A 24,270-nucleotide genomic window follows, 5' to 3' on the forward strand; every position below is an offset into this window, starting at 1 on the left:
GACATCCAGGTAAGTGTCTTTTAAACCAGTAATTGCTGGTGCGGCGTAGGGGTCGATGATTTCTAAGTCTTGAATTGTCGGCTCTGCGTTGTAGAGCATGGCATTCAGGAAGCTAATCAAAACTTCTTTGTGCTGGGGCGATGCAAAGATTTTTTTGAAGCCAAAATCTGTTTTGGGATTGATGAAGTTCATAATTGGTAACGGGTAATTGGGAATTTGTAAACGGTGCTTAATTGTGGAATATTCATTATAATATTCCTTCCATTTCTAAGTCTTCAATAATCTGCAAACCTCGCGGATCGCCGACTCGCAACAGCGAAGATTTAGCATCGTCGCGCACGCCCATGTCTTCATCTTCTTCTAATGATTCAATTAAAGCGTCGATCGCCCCAGCGTACACTACATTATTCGGTAACTCGCGCGCCAGTTGCCCGATCGCCCAAGCGGAATTACTGCGAACGGCAGATACAGAGTCTCTTCGCAATGCTTGAATCAACGGTGGAATCCCCGCAATCACCACATAGTAACCAACTTTTGCCATTTGACCCAGAGAACTCGCCGCCCACAAACGTACCGCCGAAATATCAGTTCTCAGAGCATCAATTAAGGGCGATAAAGCGCGGTGATCTCTGCAATTTCCCAAGGCCCAAACTACCCCTTTGCGAACGTAACCGTTCCAATCGCGGTTGAGTTGCTCGATCAGCGGTTCCACAGCATCGGGACTTGGATTTCGCCCCAAAGCATAGGCCGCACTCACCCGCACCAAGGGACAACCGTCTCTTAACAAATTAATTAAATGCGAAATCGCGCGATCGTCCTGGAGTTCGCAAAAAGCCCGCGCCGCCATCATCCGGTGCTGAGGTTCCGGCGATTCCAGCAAAGGCAGCATTTCCTCTGGATCTGGTAGCGGGGGTTCGGATTCATCAAAATGATCCAAAGGGCTTTCCAGTTCCGTATCAAGATCGAGGGCGTTGGTGTAGTCGTTATTGTTCATAAAAAAACTTTACCGCAGAGAGGATGCTACGGGCGCAACTGATTCAGCGGTCAATATAAATTAGCATTTCCGGCAATAAAAGCATTCCGATTCAACTCTCAAGTCCTCCTATTGTTCGCAGTCAGGAAGAAGAGCTGGTGCATCTGGTTTTTGAAGAGGGCGAAGCATGACCGCATATAAGTTATTAGTTATAATTTTATATTGACTGCGGTCATGCTTCGCCCCTACAAACATATTTGCCTTGCACAAGCCGCTGCACCCCTGACTGCAAACAAATACCTCTGGTTTTTCAAAGAGATTTGATCATCCAGACAGAATGACTCTCATAGCCTAATTTTTGATAGAGATTCATCGCAGGCTGATTGCTCAGAAAAACTTGCAAACCAATTTGCCGATCGCCTCTTGAACGCGCCCAATTTTCTGCCTGAATAACTAAAGCTGCACCTAGTCCCTGACGGCGGTGTTCCGGTGCTATGTAGAGCAGAAAAATGTGACCGTGGCGTTCTCCAGTGGTTTGGTCGATCGCATTTCCCAACCACAAACATCCGACAACTGATGTGGGATTTGCCGGCTGCGAGGGGATCCCGGAAAAACTTTCTCCCTCGAACGGGCTGTTTTTCAGGCACTCTACCCACCAAAGCGGCGTCTGTTTAGAAAAATACTGCTCGACAGTTTGAGCCAAATGTCCCAATTCGCGATCGGGGTAAAGCTCTCGGTAAGTATGGTGCAGGAACTTTAGCAGTTTTGCGCGATCGAGTCCAGAACCCGATCGCAGCCTGTAGCCCGGTATCAACTGAGCAGACATCAGCGAATTTGGACAGGGAGAGAGGAATAATTGAGCCCCAAGAAAATAGGATTCAGAGATACCGCTTGATGGAGCGGGATCGGTTCCTCAATCGGTGCCGGGGCAGCCATGTCAGCCGGCAAAAAGATGCGAGCGCTGACTGCTACCAGAGCCACGAAAAATACTAATATTGCGATCAATGGAGCAATGTATTGACGAATGATAGTCATAACCGCAAAAAATGATTCTTGAGTAGATATTATCAAGTGTACCATACAAATCTTGTCAGTTATAATGGCTGACAGTGGAAAATTAGCTCAAAACCAGAGCGATCGCAAATACCAACAAACACCAAATAAAATATTATGAGTGCCTCGCCTGCTGTTTATGAAGCTCTGGCTAAGTCAATTGTTTTTTTGAATCAAAAGCCGAACGCGCAAAATCAAGTTTCGCGCTTCCTGGACACTAACGGCTACTATATCGATCGCATATTGGACGACAAAGAAACCGGATTTTACGCGATCGGCTTCGGTTCCTCTGACCCCACCAAACCGCCAGTCCTCGTATTTCGAGGTACCGACTTCATCGACGGCGACGCTATGTTTTCTGCCTCCCGCGACATAGGCTTACCAGAATTTGAAAAAAACAAAGATAGTATCAAAAACTGGCTCGCAGAAATCGGTCAAGATACTGCCAAAAACCCCAGCAAATTATTGCCCGATGTCGTCGGGCACAGTTGGGGCGGAGCGATCGCTCAAATTGTAGCCAGCGAATACACATCTCTGAGCGGCGATATCTTGACTTTCAACTCTCCCGGAGTCTCAGCGAGTATCGCCAGCAATTTTCGGAAAAATCTCAGTAGGGCAGGCAACAAAAATGTCAGTCACTACATTGTCAGCGGAGATATTGTCAGTTTGTTTGGCGAAGCATTTATCCAGGGAAAAGTATTTCTCCAAACTTTCACAGACCCGACTATTAATCCCTTAAGTGTTTTAGCCAAACATCGCAGAGAAAATTTGTTAACTGCTCCACCCGCAGATTTTTTCCAGAGGCAATTTTCCCTCGAAAACTTAAACAGTCCCGAATTTACTTATAGTAACAACGACTCAGATTTTAACGAGTTTATTGCTGCACTAAATTTTCCCCTAGCAAATGTGTCAGTGGCAATCAGAAACCGAGCCGGTGCAGAGAGTTTGAGAACAGCCTCAGAATTTTCGTTTGTGGACTTAATCAGACAAATGCAATTCGGTTTAGCTCCCCTGCAAGCAAATTATTTATTAGGCGACGCTCGCAACAATACTGCTAGCGGTGGCCCTGGAGAGGATACAATTATCGGCAACGCCGGTAACGACACTCTCAGAGGCAATCGAGATAATGACAGCCTCAGTGGCGACAGTGGTGACGACTTCTTGTACGGTGGCAGAAACAACGATTTTTTGGATGGTGGCGACGGAAACGACCTCATTTCCGGCGAATTTGGCAACGATTTTTTAATTGGCGGTGCAGGGCGCGATCGCTTTGTATTAGAATCAGGTGGCGGAGCAGATGTGATTGTCGATTTTAAAAAGGGTGAAGATTTAATTGGCCTATCACGGGGTCTAACTTACCCTCAAATTATTGTTACCCCAAGTGCTGACGGAGCTGTAATTACTATCCCGATTACTGGGGAAATTATTGCTACCGTCAGAGGCGTGTCCGCTAACGACCTCACGCGACCGGATTTCGTGCAGATTTAATGGATAAAAATAGTAGTTTGGGTAGCGCAACAACTGCAAGTTATTGCGCGTAAATCTTTTTTTGTGTGTTTTTTGCTATTGCGAAATCCGCTGCCACAAGCCGACTATTGGGTGATTTAGGAACGCGCAATAGGAGAAACAAATATTGTTTATTAACCTAATTTACTGTAAAATGAGTTGACTAGCTTAAAAAGCCAATCCCAATCAAACGACAGGAAATAACAAAAATATGCCATCATCCCCCGCCGCTTACGAAACTATAGCCAAGCAGCTTGTTTACATAGATAACAACCCCCAGTTACAAACTGTAGTTCAAGCTGGTTTGACGGCTGTCGGCTACCGAATCGATCGCACTTTTGACGATCCCCTAACGGGATTTCACGCGATCGGCTTAATCTCCACCACCCCAGACAAACCGCCAGTTCTAGTATTTCGCGGCACCGACTCCCTCGTAGACGATCTTGCCAACGCAGACAAGCGAAGCGTCGGCTTCAACCAATTTGAAGCCAACAAACAAGCCTTAGGAACTTGGCTGACACAAATCGGTCAAGACACAACAAAAAACCCCCGCCGCTTGCCACCAGACCTTCTCGGGCACAGCTTGGGCGGCGCCATAACGCAACTAGCCGCCACAGAATTCACATCTGCGATCGGAGATATTGTTACCTTTAATTCTCCCGGAATTGCTCAAAGTATAGTCAATACATTTAAGCAGAAAGCGAGTGCAGGCAAAAATGTAACTCACTATATAGTTAGTGGCGATTTTGTTAGTTTGGGAGGAGAAGCTTTTCTTCCCGGAAAAGTAGTTCTTGAAACATTTACTAACCCGATTATTAACCCGCTACTTGTCTTGGACAAGCACACCCAAAGTGGTTTGTTAAGCTCTCCTCCTCCCGGTTTGACCAAGACAGAGATATCTGTAGACCAGTTGAACCGCCCGGATTTCAATTTTACAGATTCAGATTATTTAGAGCTGTTAGCAGGCTTAAACTTTGCGCTGCCACCCTTAGGAAAAGCCCTGGCTTCCCGCAGCAGTTTAGAGCAATTGAGAACCACTCCGGGAACCTCTTTTCTCGGAAACGTTCTTGCAATGAAAACTGCTCTCGACCTCTCCCAAATTAATAATTTAGTAGGCGACGATGCCAACAATACAACCTCAGGTTTGGCCGGGGACGATATTATAACTGGTAATGGGGGAAACGATACTCTCAGCGGCAATAAAGGTAACGATATTATCAGCGGTGGCCTCGGCAATGACCAACTATTCGGGGGCAAAGGAGATGACAATTTGAGCGGGGGAGACGGGGACGATACCCTCGTTGGCGGAGTGGGTGCGGATCTGTTAATTAGTGGTGCTGGACGGGACGTATTTGTGTTAGGAGCAGGGGCCGGTACAGATACACTTCTAGACTTTCAACAGGGTCAAGATTCAATTGGTTTGACCAGAGGTTTGAGCTTCAACCAACTGAGAATTACTCAAGCCGATATTTCAACAACCATCGAAATTGCCAGCAGTGGTGAAGTTCTTGCCAGTTTCTTCGGCGTACTAAGCAGTCCGCTAACAGCCAGGGATTTTATTTCGATTTAGTTGGCGACTATAGCAATCCTAAAGGTACGTAGTTGCGCTTCAGCGCTCTTAGCTTATATTCTGAAGAGCGCACTTTGCCCAACTAAGTACCTAATTTTAGGATTGCTATATGGGGTAGGGATACAACATTGTTGTGTCCTATATTTTGTGGAGTAAATTATAGTATTCCTAAAATATTCATGAAGATTTGTAGGGGTAGTGCCCCGTGCCTACCCCTTATCTATCGGGGCAATCCAGGGTGGAGCAATTGTCAGGATAGGAGATATAAAACTATCAAAAGTATCGATCAAAGGTTGCGTTGCCTCCCTCTAAGGTACGTAGTTGCGCTTCAGCGCTCTTAGCTTATATTCACCAAGAGCGCGCTTTCATCGCAACTACGTACCTAATTACAGATACAATTTAATTAATCTGGATCGTCCAGTCCAGGCCGGGGCATAGATTCTAATTTTTTCTCATCTTCTAGTGGCAAAAAGAAAATCGTCAGCATACCGGGAATCACAGCCAGTGAACTAAACAAGAAATAATTTTGATAGCCCAATGCAGTCTGTAAATAACCGCTAAAAACGCCCGGAATCAGCACTCCTGCGGCCATGAAAGCCGTGGTAATCGCGTAGTGGGATGCTTCGTAATCAGGGCGGACAGTCCGCATTAAGAACACTGTATAGGCAGCTACACCAAGTCCGTAAGTAAATTGCTCGATCGAATTTACAGCATAGGCCCACTCAATCCCCGGTTGATTGATTGCCAACATCCAATACAGCAAGTTAGTTGAATTTTGCATAATCGCCGTCGGCCACATCCATTTTTTCAGTCCTTGTTTCGCAATCAAATAACCGCCCAGCAACCCTCCGATTAACAGAAAAATTATCCCGACAGTACCTGATAGCAAACCCATATCTGACGTAGAAACTGCTAATCCTCCCTTCTCAACTTTATCCATTAAAAATGGAGGAGCCATTTTAAAAGTCAGGGCATCTCCCAATCGAAAAATCAAGACATAAGTCACAATCCAACCAATTTTATCTTGCTGGAAATAGGTTTTAAATGACTCAAAAAAGCTAATTTTTTGTTGGGGTGCGCCTGTTTCCGCAGCAGAATTTCTAGGATAGGGAAGATACCACCGCTGAAACAGATAAATCAGCACAAAAATCAGCGCGCAAATGCCAAAGGCTGTCGCCCATCCGTAGTTAATCGGAGACACATTATAAGACGAACCGAAAAGTGACAGCGGAATCTCCTGATATGTTTTAGTATCGCCTGCATTTACCGGGATTAAATGCTGTTCTGCTAGTTTACCGGCCAAGAAAACCAAGACACCGCTACCGACAATCACGGCACCTCTATAAGCCGTGTTGCGAACACCGACAAATAGTGCTTGTTTGTCTTTATTGAGAGTGTTTAAATAAAATCCGTCAATGGCGATGTCGTGAGTAGCTGAAACAAAGGCGATCGCTGTAAAGACAACCAGCGATATAATAATAGCCAGGGGCGTCAACACACCAAAAGCTAGGAAAGCAAACAGAAAAGCACAAATGATTTCCGTTCTTAAAATCCACTTGCGTTTAGTGGAATACATATCAACAACGGGCCCCCACAAACCTTTTAATACCCAAGGAAAAGATAACAGACTTGTCAATCCGATTAGTTCGTTGCTGGTTCCCATCCCTTTCAAAAAAATCACCGACATTAAATTAACGACGGTGTACGGGAGACCCTGAGCGAAGTATAATACTGATACCCACAATCCATCGATCGGTTTTTTTTCCATTGCAGACATATTTTGCCTAACTACTGATTTGGTTTACTGAGTGCGATCGACAATTTCCGGTCAATTCAACCGCTGACATCACAGTATATGTTGTGCTGATGCCAGCACCAGCCATACAAACAGCGTATTTTAGCATCATTCTGGCTCACAAATATTTTCATCTTTTGAATAAGCCTGCAACAGATGTTGTCCGTTAAAATGAACGAAGTCAGCGCGGACATTCTGATCCCAGTCGGAAGTGCCGTAAGTTCGCAAAAGTATGTTGACTTTTCATATAGTTCTCTCAAGAGGTAGCTAACGATGACAAAAACTCAAACAAAGCATTTTCCGCGTAGCCTTGACTTGTTTTGCGGCATTGGAGGGTTAACTCTGGGTTTTAAACGTGCTGGAATTCAAGCAATCGGCGGCATAGATTACTGTCAAAACGCCAAACAAACTTTTGAACGAAACCTATCTCCACTTCCCTGTTTGCTATCTGACTTAACACAGACAACCGTTTCCGAGATAGAGGAGTTCTTTAAAATTTCGGTAGCAGAAATCGACATCATTACTGGGGGAGTACCGTGCCAAGGATTTAGCACCGTTGGCAAGCGAGAGATTACAGATCCTCGCAATTCTTTATGGTGCAATTTTCGCGACTTGGTGGCTGAAATTCGTCCGGCTTATGTGATTATCGAGAATGTTGAAGGAATGTTGGTAATGCAGGGAGGCAAAGTGCGCGATTCAGTCATCGCTAGCTTTGCTGATATCGGCTATCACATGAAATGTCGCCTTTTAAAAGCGGCTGACTACGGCGTACCACAACTGCGAAAGCGTGCTTTTTTTATAGGTTGGCTTGATGGATTGCTGCCGCCTGAGTTTCCACTGCCAAGTTCTCACTATTATGTCAATGTAGCTGATGCAATTTCAGATTTACCGCCATTAAATGCTGGAGAGATTTGTAAATTTTACCAGATTATGCCGCAAACTGAGTATCAAATAGCTAGGCGGAAAACCGCCAATATATTGCTACATCACGAGGCGGCCAATCATTCACAAAAGTTAATTGAAATTCTGAAGTATATCCCAGATGGTGGCAACAGAAAGTCAATTCCCGAGATCCTTCAACCAGCCAGCGGTTTTCACAATAGCTATGCTCGGCTAGCTAGTGATAAACCAGCTATTGCTGTAACATCTAACATGAGAAAACCTTCGTCTGCACGAGCGACTCATCCAAGTCAGCATCGGGGATTGACTGTCCGTGAAGGATTGAGGCTGCAATCTTTTGACGATGATTTTGAGGTGATTGGTTCGAGAACATCACAGTACCTTCAAGTCGGAAATGCCGTACCGCCACTACTCGGATTTGCGGTAGGAAAGGAAGTTATCAAGGCTTATCAAAGCCATTCAGATGATGAAATTGTTATAGCCCGATCGCAAAAAGTAAAGTCACTCAATTCAGAGTTGAATTTTCCGATTCAGCTTGCTCTTGAAATCACAGTTTAACTTTGATAATAAGTAAGAGAGTTGTGTTGGGGATCTCGATCGCGAATAAATGCCAGCAGTCTGCCAACAGCACTAGGATTCTGTTCAACATGAGCAAGATAGTGAAGCATCTCATGCACGGCTGCATCCTGCTTTTGCCAATCCCAGATCCTCACGGATCTAATTAACTCATCTTGTGCGAAGGAAATGATGCCACTGTCGCTAAGTATAGAACTCGCTTCGCCGTCTATGGAGAGTATAAAAGCCACACCAAGGATTTGATTACCTGTTACTTGTTTCTGGAAACTTCCCAATTGTTGCTTGACGTTTTTCATGGAAATGTGGCAGTCTTTTACTTCTATTGATATTTCTAGATCCAAGCCGTAATAACAATCAATATCTCCAAAACGCCGCTGTCTTGACGAACCTGTGCGTACCTTATCAACTACAAAGCTAAGATGAGGTCGATCTGCTTTGAAATAACCGCAAGCAATGGCTTGAAAAACTAAACCTCCATTTTCATCTGGATCGCTGCGCGGGTAATTGCTTACTATCTCGGCAAATAAGCGAATTCGCAAAGATTCTCTCGTAACAAATATGTTCTTTAGCAATCGTTCGAGACCAAAATCAATAAGTTGTTGACATAGTTGAAATCGTCCAGACTCGGATAGACTAAAACAGAGAATCAGTAGGTCTTGAAATTTTTGCCATTGACCTGTATTGTAAACATAAGCACTGGGATATTTAGAACGATTGAGACTGTGAAAAAATTGAACAATAGACTCTTCTATACGTCGGATACCTACTTGAGTTGATTGACCAAATTTTAAAGTTAGTGTATTTGCCTGTTGTTCTCCCCGTTCAGTGACAACTTGATAACGTTGAAATAATTGTTCAATTGTCAGATTTTCTCTTAATCTTTTGGCAGAGTCATCAACATTAGATAGACGCTGTGCGACGATCGCAAAATCAAGGGCAAGACCCAGGATATATTTCATCCGGGTAAATCGGCTACCTACATACTTCAATACCTGTTCGATGATTGTCTGTTCGCTATTTGTCAGTTCGTCAGGCTCAAAACCAGTTCCAAAGTGTGGCGAGAGTAGTTCTTGAATTGCTTCAATCTCACTATCAGTGCGTTCGTACATTGAAAAAATAAAGCGATTGTATAGAAAATACCAGAATCCAGTATAAGCGATCGCTATTCCAGAACACAGTTTCACGCTATCAGTTTTTTAACTCAAAGATGTGCCAAAATGTCAAGCGGACGCTCACACCAAACGTCCGTAAAAGACAGTTAAACGCTCTCTCACACATTCCTCATGCGAAAGACTAAAACACTCTTTTTGTCAAGCCTGTTCGCGATCGGCTTAACAATCAGTTTTCTGCTGACTCCCGGTTGGTTATCCAACTTGTTCCCGAATCGCGCAATCGCCATTATGCCTCCACTAACGCCAACCAGCGAATTTCGCGCCTTCTGGGTGGACGCATTCAACCCCGGTTTCAAAACGCCTCAAGAAGTAACCAAGTTGATTGCTGACGCACAGAAAGCCAATGCTAACGCGATCGTCGCCCAAGTCCGCCGCCGCGGTGATGCTTTTTACACGAGTGCGATCGAACCCCGCACCACCGATCCGAATGTTCCAGCAGGTTTCGATCCCCTCCAAGATTTGATCGACAAAGCCCACGCCGCAGGTATAGAAGTACACGCTTGGATGGTGACGCTACCAGTAGTTTCCGGTGGTAAACTTCCTGCAAATCATGTTTGGCAACAACATGGGCCCAATGCCTCAGGAAAGGACAATTGGGCGATGCTGATTTCGAGTGGCGAAGCCAAAGGTTTTCTCGATCCCGGCAATCCAGACGCCCTAGATTATACTGTTTCTGTCTATTTGGACTTGTTGAAGCGCTACGATGTGGACGGCGTACAGTTGGATTACGTGCGCTACGGCGGGCCGAATTGGGGCTACAATCCTACTTCGATCGCCCGTTTCAACCAACAAAACGGTCGATCGGGCAAACCGGCAGCCAGCGATCCTCTGTGGATGCAGTGGCGGCGCGATCAGGTGACAAATTTAGTGCGGAAGCTTTATGTAGAAGCCATGGCGATTAAACCGCGCGTTAAAATTACCGCAGCGACGATCGCCTGGGGAGACGGCCCAGCTAATGATGCAGGCTGGTATAAAACGCAGCCGTACAGAGAAGTATTGCAGGATTGGCGCGCTTGGCTGGAAGAAGGTATTCTCGACATGGCGATGCCGATGACTTACCAGCGCGAGTACAAGCCGCAGCAAAAGATGGGTTACGACCATTGGATAGAGTACGCTAAAGACCACCAGTACAACCGCCAAATCGCGATCGGGCCTGGCAACTATCTCAACTACATCGAAGACACTCTAGGGCAGATTCGCCGCGCCGAAGCGCCTTCTGCGAAAGGAAATCGCGTTGCTGGTACGGTGCTTTATTCCTACGCTAGCACCAATATTTACAGTAACGTTGAATTGCGATCGGGCGGCAGCGGTGATTTGCCCCGCCAGCCTTGGAAATTCGTGTCGCAGAGTAATGATTGGTTTTATACGGCGCTGTCGCAACCGAGTCAATACGTTGATGGCGCTACGGGCAGAAACGTTCAAACTCAGCCTGTGTGGGCGACTCCGGTGGGGATTCCTGATATGCCTTGGAAGTCGCGGCCGACTCTGGGTGCGATCGCCGGAAATTTGCAACAGTGCCAAGGAAGCTGCGACGGCGCGGGCTTGACATTGCAGGCAGTTAATGCTGGTGGCAAGGTGCGCCAACTGCGGGCGGATGGTAAAGGATGGTTTGGTGCGATCGAGCTTTCTCCGGGAACTTATCAGTTAAAGGTTGATGGAAGTCAAATTCAACAAACAGTTAATGTTGTCGCAGGTGAAGTCACAAAAGTGAATTTCGCCGCCTCTTAATCAGTCTGTAGGGTGCACAATGTGCACCTTACTTCGCTAGTTTGTAGCCACTTTTTAGGGTGTGCACTGCGCACCTTACTAATTCATGAATTATCTATTTGTAACGATTAATTTATGTAATATAGCCTTTCTCAGAAAGATGAGGTATGACTGACAGCTTATATAACCGCTTAAATCAAGAGGGCCTTCTTCCCAACAACGTCCGCGAATCTTTGTGAGAAAGGCTATAAATTTAATAATTGCAGTCGGTTTTAACCGACTTAAGCTATGAGGCAGGGGTTTAAACCCCTGCCGGACTGGGAGAAAGCGCATTAAGCTGACCGCAGGAAAACAAGTTAAGCTGAAACCCGTGCACCTTACCCAAGCTACAATCAAAACTCGCTCCAAACTAACAGCAGTGCGATCGATCGACACAAAACTAGCTGATTCTGAATTGCGTTGTATCGTTGATATTTAGGTTACTGGGTGCATCTTGAACGATCGCAATCAACTCAAGGGGCTGTAAAAATCCTTTCTTGAAAACTCCCATATCTTGAGCGACACTCCCTCCTCGCAGGGAATTGGTGATGGGTTTGAGCTCATAGCTATTGCGAGGCCCGGACAGTTGAATCAGATCGTCACCGATTCTGAAGTCTATGATGCGAGCAAAATCTCCCGTGCCATCAATGCCATTGAAAAAGTTGAGCGCATCACCATCTGCAATGATGTTGCCATCATTATAGAAATTGTCCAGCACAAAAGTATCTCGACCTGCGCCGCCGATGAGCACATCGATCTCACCCCGTCCCAGATTGCCACTCTCGGCACCTTTAATTAAATCGTTCCCGTTACCCCCAACAATAACGTCATTTCCTCGATCGCCCGATAGCGAGTCGTTGCCGTTACCGCCGTTCAAAACATCATTACCGTTACCACCACTAGAATCGATGTTTGGCGATACACTGGAGTTCGCATTCAGGCGATCGTTGCCATCCCCCCCCGTGAATTGGATAAATCCGACACCGCTTGCCACGCCTAGATTGCTGACAGTCAAAACATCATCGCCACCTAAACCGTTAATTGCATTAAAACTTTCTATGCCTGTGGTTGTTAAGGTTACGGGGACGAGATTGGTGCGCTGCAATACAATGTTCGATCCCGATTGGGTGAGGTTAATATTATCCCCTTGCGCGATCGAACCGTTGAATAACAAATTATCGCTACCGCTGCCGCCTTGAATCAGATCGCTGCCGTCGCCATCCACCCATTGAAAGTTGTCATCGCCACTGCCGCCGATCATCGTATCGTTACCCTTGTCGCCAGCGAGGAAATCTGCCCCATCTCCACCGTCTAGCAAATCCGTATCGTTGCCACCTCGCAGGTTATCGTTGCCTAATTCTCCCCTTAAAGTATCGAATCCGTCTCCACCAATTAGGCGATCGTCCCCTGCCCGGCCCGAGATGTCGTCATTGCTAAAACTACCATCGATCAGATTGTTAAAAGCGTTGCCAGTCAAGACATCTTGATTGTTACCACCAATTAAGTTTTCAATACCGATGAAAGTTCCGCTACCTCCAAAAAAAGTTGCTTTGTTAGTCTCTAAAGACGCAATTATATTATTACCAAATCCTAGATAGGTCGCTGTATCATTTCCGTTTCCACCATCCAGAAGATCGTCCCCAAAGAAACCGCCAAACAGATTATCGTTTCCGTCCAATCCCCGCAGGGTATCGCTAGCAGCAGTACCGTTCAGATTGTCGTTGCCGTTGGTTCCATTAATTAAAGCCATGTTGGTTGCTCCTAGATATTAAGTGAATTATTGAGGCAAATCAAAACTGTTTGCTTTGGTTTGCTATGTCACAATCTTAGGAAATAAACTCGGTTCAACACATCTGAAAAACGTCTCGATCTGACATCAACGAAATGGATATTCTCGATCGCCCGCTTATCTGCCAAAAGTCGCGATCGCCCATTACTGCCGAGTGCGATGTTCGCGCTGCCTCTCCCGATCGGCTATAACTTTAGTCATAGTTCCCAGGGGTAGCATCAGCGAAAGTTAGAAAATTGCCGAGTTTTATAGACATTCAGTCTGACTTGCAGTATTTTTTGGGAATACTGAGAGCCACAACTACTGGAGGCCCCTGCCATGACTGCGATCGCATCCCTACTAAAAACCCAACCTCAACCATTTCGCTTTCTGCTGTACACCGAATGGATCATGTTAGGCAGTTGTGGAGTGATGGCTGCGATCGAAGCGTGGCAGCGTCAAAGCATTCCCGTACAGCACATTCTAATCCTGGTATCCCTGGGCTTGATGGGATGGCTCTTACCCTCTGGCAAAACTTCGTTTCGCTATGTCTATACGGCGATCGAAATGGGTCTGATCTTCTACGGAACAACCTTGGGATACCTGCATATCCTACCGACGCTGTATTTGATCGTGTTAATTCGCAGTTGTTTTTTATTTGAATCTCCCGGTCGGTGGATAGTGGCAGGTCTTTCGCTGGTAATGTATATGTTTCATCAAGTTCAGTATCTTCAAAGAGTGATACCCCTGATGTTGCCTAATGTCGAGCAACAACAAATTTGGATGCACCAGACGGCAGAATTGTTGATGTTTGGATTGGGGCTATTTTTCGTGTCGCAGTTGGTCAGTACCTTACTAGCAGAACGTAGAACTCAGGAACAACTATCGCAAGCCCACGCGCAGCTACGAGAATATGCCCTGCAAATAGAAGATTTAGCAGCGGTTCAGGAACGCAATCGCATTGCTAGAGAGATTCACGATTCGCTGGGTCACGCCTTGACTTCGCTCAACATTCAACTGCAAACCGCCATGAAACTCTGGCAGCATGACCCAACAGAGGCACAACCGTTTTTGGAACAAGCACACCGACTCGGTAAGGTGGCGATGAAAGAAGTTCGACAATCGGTAAATGCGCTGAGGGCTGACGCAGAAGCAGAAGAAACCTTGGAACAGGGGATTTCCTCGCTGATGGAAGACTTTCGCCAGAGTATGGGCATTACTGTTACCAGCAGCATTTGCGTGGAAGTTGTATTACCACCTCAAGTTGTCAAAACGCTGTATCGCATCGTGCAAGAAGCATTGACCAACATTTGCAAATACGCCCAAGCTACCGAGGTTCATCTGCAATTGCACACAACGGGCGATCGAGTGCACCTGACTGTTGAGGATAACGGGCGGGGGTTCAAATTAGAAAGTGGTACTGGCGGGTTTGGATTGCGAGGAATGCAAGAGCGAATTGCTTCTCTCAACGGAGAGTTTCACCTGGAAACATCACCCGCAGCGGGATGTAGAATCGATGTTAGCCTGCCGTTAAGTAGGTAGGCGAAAATAAATTACTTCATGTAACAAAATGTAAAATTAACGTAACCTCTTTTGGCGTTTTTTCTTTGTCTGTGCAATTAAGAACTATTATGGGATAAGAGATTTAGGAATTTCCCCATGATTCGTCTATTGCTAGTTGACGATCAGCAGCTTATCTGCCAAGGGCTCAAGGCTATGTTAAGCCTAGAATCAGATTTAGAAGTGATTGGAATTGCCCACAACGGTAAAGCTGCTCTAGAGCAAGTCGAAGCTCTCCAACCCGATGTTGTATTAATGGATTTAAAAATGCCCGTGATGGATGGTAGAGAAGCAACTCGCCTGATCTGCCAGTCATTTCCAAATACGAGTGTCTTGGTATTAACTACCTTTGATGACGATGGATACATTGTTGATGCGATGCGGGCCGGGGCCAAGGGCTATTTGTTGAAAGATATGCCATCGGAAGAGTTAGCACAGGCAATTCGTTTGGTGCAATCGGGTTATACTCAACTGGCTCCTGGCTTAATGGATAAGCTAATAACAGGATTTTGTGCAGCACCTACTAATTCAGAACCTACTAATCCAGCACCTACCGCTCAACCCTCGAAACTCGCTGCACTGACACAATTAACCCCGCGCGAACAAGAGGTATTGCAGTTGATTGGTAAAGGTTTAACTAACCGAGATATTGCCCAGCAGTTGTTTATTTCTGAGGGAACGGTGAAAACTCATGTTACTCATCTACTGAATCGGTTGAATTTACGAAATCGATCGCAATTGGCAATTTACGCCAATTCGGCGATCGAAACCTGAATCATTTGAATCATTTTATTGTTTTTTTATTAACCGCAGAGGGCGCAGAGGGCGCAGAGAGAGGGAATAGAGAGGCTGCACAATCCCGCTCGGATTACCGCTGCATACTTTACCTAATAAGCTACAATAAAATTATCCTGGATGGAATTGCGATATTTTTGGTGAAGCTATGCTAATAACAGAAGCCCCTTTTACGCTCCGCAAATGGACAGTTAAAGAATATCAGAAGCTGGGAGAGATGGGATTTTTTCACCCAGAGGAACGAGTCGAATTAGTTTCAGGAAATATTATCAGAATGAGTGCAAAAGGAACTGCTCACACCTCCGCTTTAGGGCGTACAGATAGATTGCTGCAAAACCTTTTTGGAAATCTGGCTTGGGTACGAATGCAAGATCCGATCGCCCTCGATGACAATTCCGAACCCGAACCGGATATCGCTGTAGTTAGAATCGATCCCTTTGACTACGCCACTCACCATCCGACGCCATCAGAAGTATATCTAATTATCGAAGTGGCAGACAGCAGCTTAGCTTACGATCGCGAAATTAAAGCCAAAATTTACGCGCGATCGGGAATTGTGGATTATTGGGTATTAAATGTGAATGACAGACAACTGCACGTTTTTCGAGAACCCGCTGATGATGGGTATCAAAGTGAAGTCATTCTTGAGGAAACTGCCAGTATTTCACCGCTGCAATTTCCCGCTTTTAATATTGCAATTGGGGAAATGCTGCCACCTATTATATCAAATTGACAACCGCTATCAAACTAATACAATAATTGCAGTCGGTTTTGATCCAATACGGTTCAGATAAAACGGCGGTTGAAATAACGGAAGACTCAGAATATCGCGTAATTTTAACCGCCTACTCTTCAACCCACGGAGGTGGGTTTTGTCTGTGTAGACGCGGTTTCAACCGCCGTCTTATTTTGAAATAACGGAAGACTCCGAAGATCGCGTAATTTTAACTGCCCACTCTTCAACCCACGGAGGTGGGTTTTGTCTGTGTAGACGCGGTTTCAACCGCCGTCTTAACCGCCGTCTTAACCGCCGTCTTATCTTATTAACCTAATCGCTTTCGAGAATGCTAGCCAGCAAAGCTTGCTGAGCGTGCATCCGATTTTCCGCTTGATCCCAAACGCGCGATCGCGAACCTTCAATCACCGCATCGGTAATCTCTTCATCCCGGTGTGCCGGCAAACAGTGCAGTACGATGGCATTGCGATCGGCCATCCCTACCAGTCGTTCATTTACCTGATAAGGTTCAAACAAAGGAATTCTGAGTTTAGCCTCCTCTTCCTGTCCCATACTTGCCCAAACATCAGTGTAAATCACTTGAGTATTCTTAGCAGCAGCTTCCGCATCAGCCGTCACAGTAACTTCGGTTTTGCCATTAGCAATCGCCTCAGCTTTTGCTACTATTTCAGGATTTGGCAGGAAATCTTTAGGACAAGCAATTCTGACATTCATCCCCATCATTGCACAGCCCAACATCAGCGAATTAGCCATGTTGTTGCCGTCACCAAAATAAGTCAGCGTCAGTCCTTCCAGCTTGCCAAAACACTCTTTGACTGTCATTAAATCCGCCAGCACTTGACATGGATGTTCGTCATCTGTCAGAGCATTAATTACAGGAATTTTGGCATAATTGGCAAAGGTTACTAAATCCTTTTGCTCGAAAGTCCGAATTGCCAAAATATCTAAATATCTGTCTAAAACTCTGGCGGTATCTACCAACGGTTCGCCACGGCTGACTTGTGTTACATTGGGATTGAGGTCGATTACTTGCCCTCCCAATTTATACATTGCCACCGTAAAACTCACCCGCGTTCGTGTCGAAGCTTTGGAAAATAACAAGCCGAGAACTTTGTTGCGTTTCAGCTTGACCATTCCCGATTTTAAACTGGTTGCGAGATCCAGTAAATAATTTAATTCGTCAATGCTTAAATCGGCCAGACTTAATAAATCTCGCCCTTTTAATGAGTCCATGCTTTCCCCTACACACAAATTTTCAACTGTTAATAAAAACGGTTCGTAGTGAGGACTTTAGTCCTCTGAATTAGAGGACTAAAGTCCTCACTACGAACCTTACTTTTTGCGAGCGATTGGACTCGCAACAGCGGGCTTTTGGCGAGTCCCTCTCCCAGGGTTTTAAACTGCTGGCAATTGCTCGATCGCGCGATCGATCGATTCGCAACCTTGCTCAACCGTTTCTACCACAGCCAACACACCCCGCAATTCCGCAGCACCGGGGAAGCCCTTAGCATACCAGGTTAAGTGCTTGCGCGCTTGAGAGACACCGCTTTCACCTTTGTATTCCCACAAAGCCCGCAGATGTTCCTTAGCACATTCGAGAAGTTCAATTGGTGTCGGAGGTATCTTTTCCACACCTGTTTTCAAGAAATAATCGACTTCTCCCACCAAGAATGGATAGCCCAAAGTTCCCCGCGAACACATCACTCCGTCGGCGCCAGTTTCTTCGAGACACCGCACCGCTGCTTCCACTGAAAAAATGTCTCCGTTACCAATGACGGGAATCGATAAAACTTCCTTAACACGGCGAATCCACTCCCATTTTGCCGGGCCGGTGTAACCTTGCGATCGCGTGCGGCCGTGCACGGTAATCATTTTTGCTCCCGCATCCTCCATCCGCTTGGCAAATTCCACAATATTAATTTCTTTGTCAGTCCAACCGATGCGAGTTTTCACTGTCACAGGAACATCTACAGCATCCACAACCGCCCGCACAATTGCCTCTGCTGTTTCGGGATCTCGCAGCAGCGAAGAACCGCCGCCGTTTTTAGTAATTTTGTTAACCGGACAGCCCATATTAATATCAACAGTATCAGCTCCTTCTGCCACAGCTTTCTGCGCCGCTTCTGCCAAGAAATTCGGCCGGCAGTCAAACAATTGAATGCTAATCGGGCGCTCGTTTGGATCGATTTCCATAATTCGCGGCAGTTGCTTCACGTAGTGCAAACCCGTAGCATTGACCATTTCGGTGTACATCATCGAATCCGGGGCATAGCGGCGCACCAGGCGGCGAAATACCAAATCGGTTACGCCGGATAAGGGCGATTGCAGAACACGACTTTTGACTTCAAAGTCGCCGATTTTTAGCGGAGTTGCTAATCTTTCTTTTAATTCTGGAGATAGAGTAAGCATAGTCGATCGCACTTTAATTATAATATCTGTATATTCCAATACGTTTCTGTTCGCGCTGTTTATTGCCCGGAGATCCCCCTCGCATCCCTTGATAGTCGGGGGACTTTGAAAATACTCTTGTCTCCCCCTGATAGTCGGGGGGCTAGGGGGAGCATTCTTAAGTGAAGCACTATTGCTGTATATTATACTACAATTTTGGTATTTGACAGTTGTTCATTATATTTTTAGCCGATGATTGAGTGACCGCAAAAAGTATATTTAACCAGACTGCAATGCCTATTTTAAAGGGACTTGCCAAAATTTAACTGTTGTCAAACTAAAATCCCAAGCCGAACCCTGACAACATTTAAATCTATCTGTCGCTTTCACTTTACTTTTGATGTATCTATGGGGCCTTGCCACTAATGGGCGTTCTACCTACTCAGACTGTTGGGCTAGTCACATTTTTATTCTCTAATTCTGCCAGACTCTTCTGCCTGTCGGAGGGTTTCGCCTTCAGACGACTAATGCTTAAATTTATTGGGATTCTGCAAAAGCCATACATAACATCGTTTTAAACTACAATTGGTTGATTCCCGACTAGCCCGATCGAACATTATAAGAATCGTAGAGAATTATATGGACGCCGCAGCACTCTGGCAACGCTATCAAGACTGGCTTTACTATCACTCTGGATTGGGACTTTATCTCGATATCAGCCGGATGGGATTCGACGACGATGCGGTAGCAGCACTGAAGCCCAAATTTGACAAAGCTTTCAAAGATATGACAGCTTTGGAAGCAGGCGCGATCGCCAATCCCGACGAAAACCGCATGGTGGGCCACTACTGGCTGCGAAACCCCGATTTAGCTCCCACTCCAGAATTAAAACAAGAAATAGTCGAAGGCATATCACAAGTCGAAGAATTTGTCAAAAAAGTTCAAAGTCGCGATATTAAACCGCCATTTGCTCCGCAATTTACCGATATTATCTCGATCGGCATTGGCGGTTCTGCCCTCGGGCCTCAATTCGTCGCCGAAGCCCTATCCCCAGACATTCCACCCCTAGCAATTCATTTTATTGACAACACAGATCCGGCTGGGATCGATCGCATCCTCAACAAAATCAAAGACAAACTCAGCAGCACCTTAGTAATTACTATCTCCAAATCCGGCGGCACCCCCGAACCCCGCAACGGCATGATCGAAGTTCAAAAAGCCTTCGCAGCCCAAAAACTCGACTTCGCCAAACAGGCAGTTGCCATCACCGGCACAGACAGCCAACTAGACAAATTAGCCAAAGCACAAGGCTGGATAGCCAGCTTCCCCATGTCAGACTGGGTGGGAGGACGCACTTCGGAACTCTCAGCAGTCGGACTTTTACCAGCAGCTTTGCAAGGCATCGACATTCGGGCGATGCTCGATGGCGCTAAAGTCATGGACGAAGCTACCAGAATTCCCGACATTAAAAACAATCCCGCAGCCCTTTTAGCCCTGTCCTGGTATTTTGCCTGCAACGGACGCGGCGAGAAAGACATGGTAGTTTTGCCATACAAAGATTCCCTGCTATTGTTCAGCCGCTATTTGCAGCAATTAGTCATGGAATCGATCGGCAAAGAAAAAGATTTAGACGGCAACACAGTTTATCAAGGAATCTCAGTCTACGGCAACAAAGGCAGCACCGACCAACACGCCTACGTCCAGCAACTCCGAGAAGGCGTGCCGAATTTCTTCCTAACATTTATCGAAGTTTTGGAAGACAGGCAAGGAATTTCTCCAGAAGTAGAACCGGGCGTCACCTCGGGAGATTATTTATCTGGTTTGTTGCAGGGAACTCGACAAGCTTTGTACGAAAATCATCGAGATTCAATCACCGTCACAATTACAAAAGTCAACCCTCGGACAGTAGGAGCATTAATCGCCCTCTACGAAAGAGCCGTAGGTTTTTACGGTTCCTTGGTGAATGTCAATGCCTATCACCAGCCAGGGGTTGAAGCCGGTAAAAAAGCGGCCGCTGCTGTGTTAGATTTGCAGCAACTGGTGCTGCAAGTTATCAAAGACGCTCCAACACCTCTATCTGTATCAGAAATAGCAAAAAAAGCAGGAAGGCCAGAGCAAATCGAGACAATTTACAAAACTCTGCGGCATTTGGCAGCCAACGGGCGCGGCGTAGCTTTGCAGGGAACATTAGCGCAACCTGGTACTTTAACTGCAACTTATCAGAGAGATGGGTCTAAAACCCCTTCTTGAGTGGCCGGCTTTTCGCCATTGTTCAGTAAAATAACAAATCCATCTTCACAAATGAATATGGTAAAATAAACACATCAGACAAGATTAAAAAACCAACCCCCTGCCGGTGGGAAAGTCTACGCCCAAAACATTTTGAGGAGACATGACTACGCACTTAAGCGTGTAAACGTAGTCAGCGAAAGGAACCTTAACAAAAGGGATATTTTGACAGAAATGTCTTAAGAATCCCGGTACCTTGATATTCGGGGAGTGTCAACAACAGAATTAAACAGTAGAATTAAAAATTAAAAGTGAAATTAATCACTTTTAATTTTTAATGTTTAATTTTTAATGTCCGCCCATGCCCTTGACGATTCTGGTTGCTGACGACGATTTCGCGACGCGCTTGTCGATTACCGATTATCTGGAAATTACGGGATACTCTGTAATCGCTGCTGAGAACGGCAAAGATGCTTTAGGCTTGGTAGAGGAATTTCAGCCACATTTGATTGTTACCGACATTACAATGCCCGAGATGGATGGCTACGAATTCGTGCGTCGAGTTCGGACTCGTCCCGCCTTCCGATTGCTACCGGTGATTTTTTTGACGGAACGCACGAGCACGCAGGAACGGATTCGCGGCTATCAGATGGGGTGCGACAATTTTCTGGCTAAGCCTTTTGAACTCCCGGAATTGGGCGCGGTAATTCGCTCTTTGCTCGATCGCTACGCTCTAATTGCTCAGGCACCGTCTCGTTCCCCCGAACCCGAACAGATGCCAACAGCGACAGGTATCATCGCCAATGACCAGCCTCAAACTGATTTTTTAACTCAAAAACCAGAAACGCGCGATTCTTTACGGGATAGCTCGTTCGCGCGGGTATATGGCAGTGGCGATGCTCCGAATTTGACGCAACGAGAGCAGGAAGTGCTAGATTTGCTGACAGAAGGTCTTTCTAATATTCAAATCGGCGATCGGCTCCACCTCAGTCCTCGCACCATCGAAAAGCACGTCAGCAGCTTGTTCAGAAAAACTGAAAGCAACAACCGGGCAGAACTGGTTCGCTTTGCGATGGAACACCATTTGGTCGGTAATTGGTAATTGTTCAGTTGACAGTTGACAGTTGACAATTGACAGCGACCTCTACCTAGAAGGAAGAGGATTTGAGTAATGAATAGTCTGATTTTAATTTCTCCCGAAAAAGCTTGGGGCTTTCAACCAATTCTTTCTGGTATGGCGGTTCTCAAGCGTAGTGAGGTATGCCTGCGTGCCCACGGAGCCCAGTGCGTACCTCATAGGGGAGATCGAAATGCTATAATTGGTAATTGTTAATTGGTAATTGGTAATTGGTAATTGTTAATTGTTAATTGTTAATTGTTCCTGACTGATAACGTATTCCAACAAACCCTCCGAAGCGTCCAGCAGTAAATCAATTACCCGATCGAATCCCTCCGGCCCACCGTAGTAAGGATCGGGAACTTCCTTCAAGTCGTGCGATCGGCAAAAATCGCACATCAAGCGCACTTTATCTTTATATTTTCCCGCAGTATCAACAGCAAGAATATTGCGATAATTGTCGCGATCCATCGCCAAAATCAAATCAAAATTTTCAAAATCTTTCCTGTTAAATTGGCGGGCTTCGCCTAACAATTCAATCTTGCGCTTCCTCGCCGCCAACGCCATGCGGTTGTCAGGGGGGCTGCCAATGTGATACCCGCCAGTTCCGGCTGAATCGCAGGTGATGCGATCGCTCAAACCAGCTTGTTTAATTAAGTGATTCATAATATTTTCTGCTGAGGGCGATCGGCAGATATTTCCGAGGCAGACAAACAATAATTTAGTCATTAGTTATTAGTCATTAGTTATTAGTTATTAGTCATTAGTCATTAGCGCTGTCCCCGCTCGCGAACGTTATTAGTCATTAGTCATTTGTTGCTCGCTTGGGGCTGCTAATAACCAATAACCAATAACATTAGTCAACAGTCAACTAATGACTAATGACTGATGACTAATGACTGATGACTAATGACTAGCCGAACCCAGGGAGATTCAGTCCGCCGGTCAGTTCTTCCATTTTCTCCCGCATCGTTGCCGTAGACTTAGTGTAGGCATCCTGCATCGCCACCGTGACGAGTTCAGAAACCACATCAGCACCTTCACCGATCGCATCCGGTGAGATTTCGACGCGGCGGGGTTCTTGGTTGCCGCTGAGAAAAACCTTAACCAAGCCGCCGCCGGCAGTTCCCTCAATTTCCATTACATCCAACTCTTCTTGGAGCTTTTTAGCTCCTTCTTGAACCTGCTGAGCTTTTTTGAAAGCTTCAGTCAGTTCTTTCATTTTGCCCAGGCCGAAGCCAAATCCTTGTCCTGATTTTGTCATAACTACTTTGTGATGATGTGTGCGCTGGCAGTCTGCCGTTTCCGTATTACTTCAATCATGCCTTAGAAGGGGAACTCTCCCAGTATTCTAACTTCTGGCTCCAACAACAGCGACCACCGCTGCTCGACTTGCTGTTGAACGTGGCGGATCACTTGAAAAATATCATTGGCCGTTGCTGACCCGCAGTTAAGAATAAAATTAGCATGGCGCTGAGCTACTTGCGCGCCACCGATCTGGTATCCCTTCAGTCCCGCTTGTTCGATTAACCAGCCTGCTGCCTTGGGGCTGGGGTTGCGGAAAACAGAGCCGCAGCTAGGCAGGTGGTAGGGTTGACTCGTCCGCCGCTGGCTGAAATTGTTATTAGTTTCTGCCATGACGATCGATCGATCGAATCCCGGCTGCAACTGGAAAGTCGCTTCTGTTACCAGTCGATCGCCCCCTTGCAACACTGAAGTCCGGTAACGATAGCCCAAAGCTTCTGGTGTGAGAATTTCCACCTTACCATTAGGGGATAGCAGGCGAGCGTTGACTAGAATATCAGCAGCACAGCCCCTGTGAGCGCCTGCATTCATCACCACAGCGCCTCCCACAGTGCCCGGTATGCCAACTGCCCATTCCAGGCCTTTCCAGCCCCGCTTAGCCGCCAACCAAGCGAGGCGGGGGATTGACTCCCCCGCCCCGGCTGTAACTTGACCTGTTTCTGCATTAAAGTTTACCTGTTTCAGGTAGCGAGTGGCGACGACCAAACCGGACAAACCCCGATCGCTCACCAACAAATTAGAACCCGCGCCTAGGAGAGTCACCGGTATCCCTTCATCGTGCGCCCAGGCAAAACTCGCTTGCAAAGCCTCCAGACTGCGGGGAGCGACGTACCACTCAGCCGGGCCGCCGACTCGGAAAGAAGTCAGACCCGCCAAAGAAACTTGAGAATTAATTTTACAGTCAGTTCCCCGCAAAGAAATAGGAGAATACACTCGCCGATTTTCCTTCACACAGGAGTCATTCGATATAGTCACCATCTTGAAAATCCTTAAAAATACATTCGCTTGAAGAGGTGGTAGCAAATTCTGTTTGCGTAACTTATGCGACTGTTTTGAGAGAGTCGCCAGACAGCAGTGTCGG

General features: G+C 46.2%; 22 protein-coding genes. 10 read left to right on the top strand and 12 right to left on the bottom strand.

The annotated features are described in order from the left end of the window. The 4 genes from JGK07_RS09905 to JGK07_RS09920 all read right to left on the bottom strand — a co-directional run. On the bottom strand, positions 1 to 192 hold a 192-nt coding region (locus JGK07_RS09905; RefSeq protein WP_293178980.1), incomplete at its 3' end, for a PD-(D/E)XK nuclease family transposase. Positions 193 to 247: 55 nt separating this feature from the next. Continuing rightward, positions 248 to 994, bottom strand: a complete 747-nt coding sequence (locus tag JGK07_RS09910; RefSeq protein WP_293150888.1) for a HEAT repeat domain-containing protein — start codon at positions 992 to 994, stop codon at positions 248 to 250. Positions 995 to 1,283: 289 nt separating this feature from the next. Then, positions 1,284 to 1,799 (bottom strand): N-acetyltransferase, encoded by a 516-nt coding sequence (locus JGK07_RS09915; RefSeq protein WP_293178977.1) that lies wholly within the window; start codon positions 1,797 to 1,799, stop codon positions 1,284 to 1,286. Beyond that, positions 1,799 to 2,008: a hypothetical protein gene (locus JGK07_RS09920; RefSeq protein ID WP_293178989.1), complete on the bottom strand. Its 210-nt coding sequence runs from the start codon at positions 2,006 to 2,008 to the stop codon at positions 1,799 to 1,801. Before JGK07_RS09920 ends, JGK07_RS09915 begins: the two co-directional genes overlap by 1 nt. Before the next feature lie 135 nt (positions 2,009 to 2,143). Here JGK07_RS09920 and JGK07_RS09925 point away from each other — a divergent pair, with 135 nt between their 5' ends. Together JGK07_RS09925 and JGK07_RS09930 are read left to right on the top strand one after the other, a co-directional pair. Next, complete coding sequence (locus JGK07_RS09925; protein ID WP_293178974.1) at positions 2,144 to 3,514, top strand: calcium-binding protein; 1,371 nt, start codon at positions 2,144 to 2,146, stop codon at positions 3,512 to 3,514. Positions 3,515 to 3,743: 229 nt separating this feature from the next. Next, entirely contained in the window at positions 3,744 to 5,102 is a 1,359-nt protein-coding gene (locus JGK07_RS09930; RefSeq protein ID WP_293178971.1) for a calcium-binding protein, read from the top strand. 403 nt (positions 5,103 to 5,505) lie between these two features. Here the strand turns inward: JGK07_RS09930 and JGK07_RS09935 are convergent, their stop codons facing one another. Continuing rightward, complete coding sequence (locus tag JGK07_RS09935) at positions 5,506 to 6,879, bottom strand: MFS transporter (protein WP_293190596.1); 1,374 nt, start codon at positions 6,877 to 6,879, stop codon at positions 5,506 to 5,508. A 291-nt stretch (positions 6,880 to 7,170) separates the two neighbouring features. On the opposite strand from JGK07_RS09935, the gene JGK07_RS09940 reads away from it, so the two are divergent. After that, positions 7,171 to 8,355 carry a DNA cytosine methyltransferase gene (locus JGK07_RS09940; protein WP_293178965.1) on the top strand — a complete coding sequence of 395 codons (1,185 nt, stop codon included), beginning with the start codon at positions 7,171 to 7,173 and terminating at the stop codon, positions 8,353 to 8,355. On the opposite strand, the gene JGK07_RS09945 is transcribed toward JGK07_RS09940, so the two are convergent. Continuing rightward, positions 8,352 to 9,557, bottom strand: a complete 1,206-nt coding sequence (locus JGK07_RS09945; RefSeq protein WP_293178959.1) for a hypothetical protein — start codon at positions 9,555 to 9,557, stop codon at positions 8,352 to 8,354. The two genes, JGK07_RS09940 and JGK07_RS09945, sit on opposite strands and share 4 nt — an antisense overlap. A 123-nt stretch (positions 9,558 to 9,680) precedes the next feature. Between JGK07_RS09945 and JGK07_RS09950 the strand changes: the two genes are divergently transcribed. After that, positions 9,681 to 11,273, top strand: a complete 1,593-nt coding sequence (locus JGK07_RS09950) for a family 10 glycosylhydrolase (RefSeq protein ID WP_293224510.1) — start codon at positions 9,681 to 9,683, stop codon at positions 11,271 to 11,273. A gap of 418 nt (positions 11,274 to 11,691) precedes the next feature. Here JGK07_RS09950 and JGK07_RS09955 read toward each other — a convergent pair whose 3' ends face one another. Beyond that, positions 11,692 to 13,041: a calcium-binding protein gene (locus tag JGK07_RS09955; protein WP_293178953.1), complete on the bottom strand. Its 1,350-nt coding sequence runs from the start codon at positions 13,039 to 13,041 to the stop codon at positions 11,692 to 11,694. Positions 13,042 to 13,398: 357 nt separating this feature from the next. Between JGK07_RS09955 and JGK07_RS09960 the strand changes: the two genes are divergently transcribed. From JGK07_RS09960 to JGK07_RS09970, 3 genes are all read left to right on the top strand, one after another. Beyond that, positions 13,399 to 14,601, top strand: a complete 1,203-nt coding sequence (locus JGK07_RS09960) for a sensor histidine kinase (protein ID WP_293178950.1) — start codon at positions 13,399 to 13,401, stop codon at positions 14,599 to 14,601. A 117-nt stretch (positions 14,602 to 14,718) separates the two neighbouring features. After that, on the top strand, positions 14,719 to 15,393 hold the full coding sequence (locus tag JGK07_RS09965) for a response regulator transcription factor (RefSeq protein WP_293178947.1): 675 nt from the start codon (positions 14,719 to 14,721) through the stop codon (positions 15,391 to 15,393). A gap of 169 nt (positions 15,394 to 15,562) precedes the next feature. Further along, positions 15,563 to 16,147: a Uma2 family endonuclease gene (locus tag JGK07_RS09970; RefSeq protein ID WP_293178944.1), complete on the top strand. Its 585-nt coding sequence runs from the start codon at positions 15,563 to 15,565 to the stop codon at positions 16,145 to 16,147. Positions 16,148 to 16,462: 315 nt separating this feature from the next. On the opposite strand, the gene argF is transcribed toward JGK07_RS09970, so the two are convergent. Further along, entirely contained in the window at positions 16,463 to 17,383 is a 921-nt protein-coding gene (gene argF, locus JGK07_RS09975) for an ornithine carbamoyltransferase (protein ID WP_293178941.1), read from the bottom strand. A gap of 162 nt (positions 17,384 to 17,545) precedes the next feature. Continuing rightward, on the bottom strand, positions 17,546 to 18,559 hold the full coding sequence (gene dusB, locus JGK07_RS09980) for a tRNA dihydrouridine synthase DusB (RefSeq protein WP_293178986.1): 1,014 nt from the start codon (positions 18,557 to 18,559) through the stop codon (positions 17,546 to 17,548). A 618-nt stretch (positions 18,560 to 19,177) separates the two neighbouring features. Between dusB and JGK07_RS09985 the strand changes: the two genes are divergently transcribed. From JGK07_RS09985 to JGK07_RS09995, 3 genes are all read left to right on the top strand, one after another. Beyond that, positions 19,178 to 20,788 carry a glucose-6-phosphate isomerase gene (locus JGK07_RS09985; protein ID WP_293178938.1) on the top strand — a complete coding sequence of 537 codons (1,611 nt, stop codon included), beginning with the start codon at positions 19,178 to 19,180 and terminating at the stop codon, positions 20,786 to 20,788. A gap of 340 nt (positions 20,789 to 21,128) precedes the next feature. Beyond that, positions 21,129 to 21,869, top strand: coding sequence for a response regulator transcription factor (locus JGK07_RS09990; RefSeq protein WP_293178935.1), 741 nt, complete (start codon positions 21,129 to 21,131; stop codon positions 21,867 to 21,869). Between the two features lie 69 nt (positions 21,870 to 21,938). Then, complete coding sequence (locus JGK07_RS09995; RefSeq protein ID WP_293190589.1) at positions 21,939 to 22,100, top strand: hypothetical protein; 162 nt, start codon at positions 21,939 to 21,941, stop codon at positions 22,098 to 22,100. Between the two features lie 24 nt (positions 22,101 to 22,124). On the opposite strand, the gene JGK07_RS10000 is transcribed toward JGK07_RS09995, so the two are convergent. From JGK07_RS10000 to murB, 3 genes are all read right to left on the bottom strand, one after another. Beyond that, a complete protein-coding gene (locus JGK07_RS10000) occupies positions 22,125 to 22,613 on the bottom strand; it encodes a low molecular weight protein-tyrosine-phosphatase (RefSeq protein WP_293178929.1) in 489 nt (162 codons plus the stop codon). Positions 22,614 to 22,797: 184 nt separating this feature from the next. Beyond that, the gene (locus JGK07_RS10005; protein WP_293178926.1) at positions 22,798 to 23,148 is read right to left on the bottom strand and encodes a YbaB/EbfC family nucleoid-associated protein; all 351 of its coding nucleotides are present in this window, start codon (positions 23,146 to 23,148) and stop codon (positions 22,798 to 22,800) included. Between the two features lie 62 nt (positions 23,149 to 23,210). Further along, complete coding sequence (gene murB, locus JGK07_RS10010) at positions 23,211 to 24,167, bottom strand: UDP-N-acetylmuramate dehydrogenase (RefSeq protein ID WP_293196793.1); 957 nt, start codon at positions 24,165 to 24,167, stop codon at positions 23,211 to 23,213. Positions 24,168 to 24,270 lie beyond the last annotated feature (103 nt).

It is taken from the genome of Microcoleus sp. PH2017_24_DOB_U_A (assembly GCF_020738205.1).
GTDB lineage: Bacteria > Cyanobacteriota > Cyanobacteriia > Cyanobacteriales > Microcoleaceae > Microcoleus.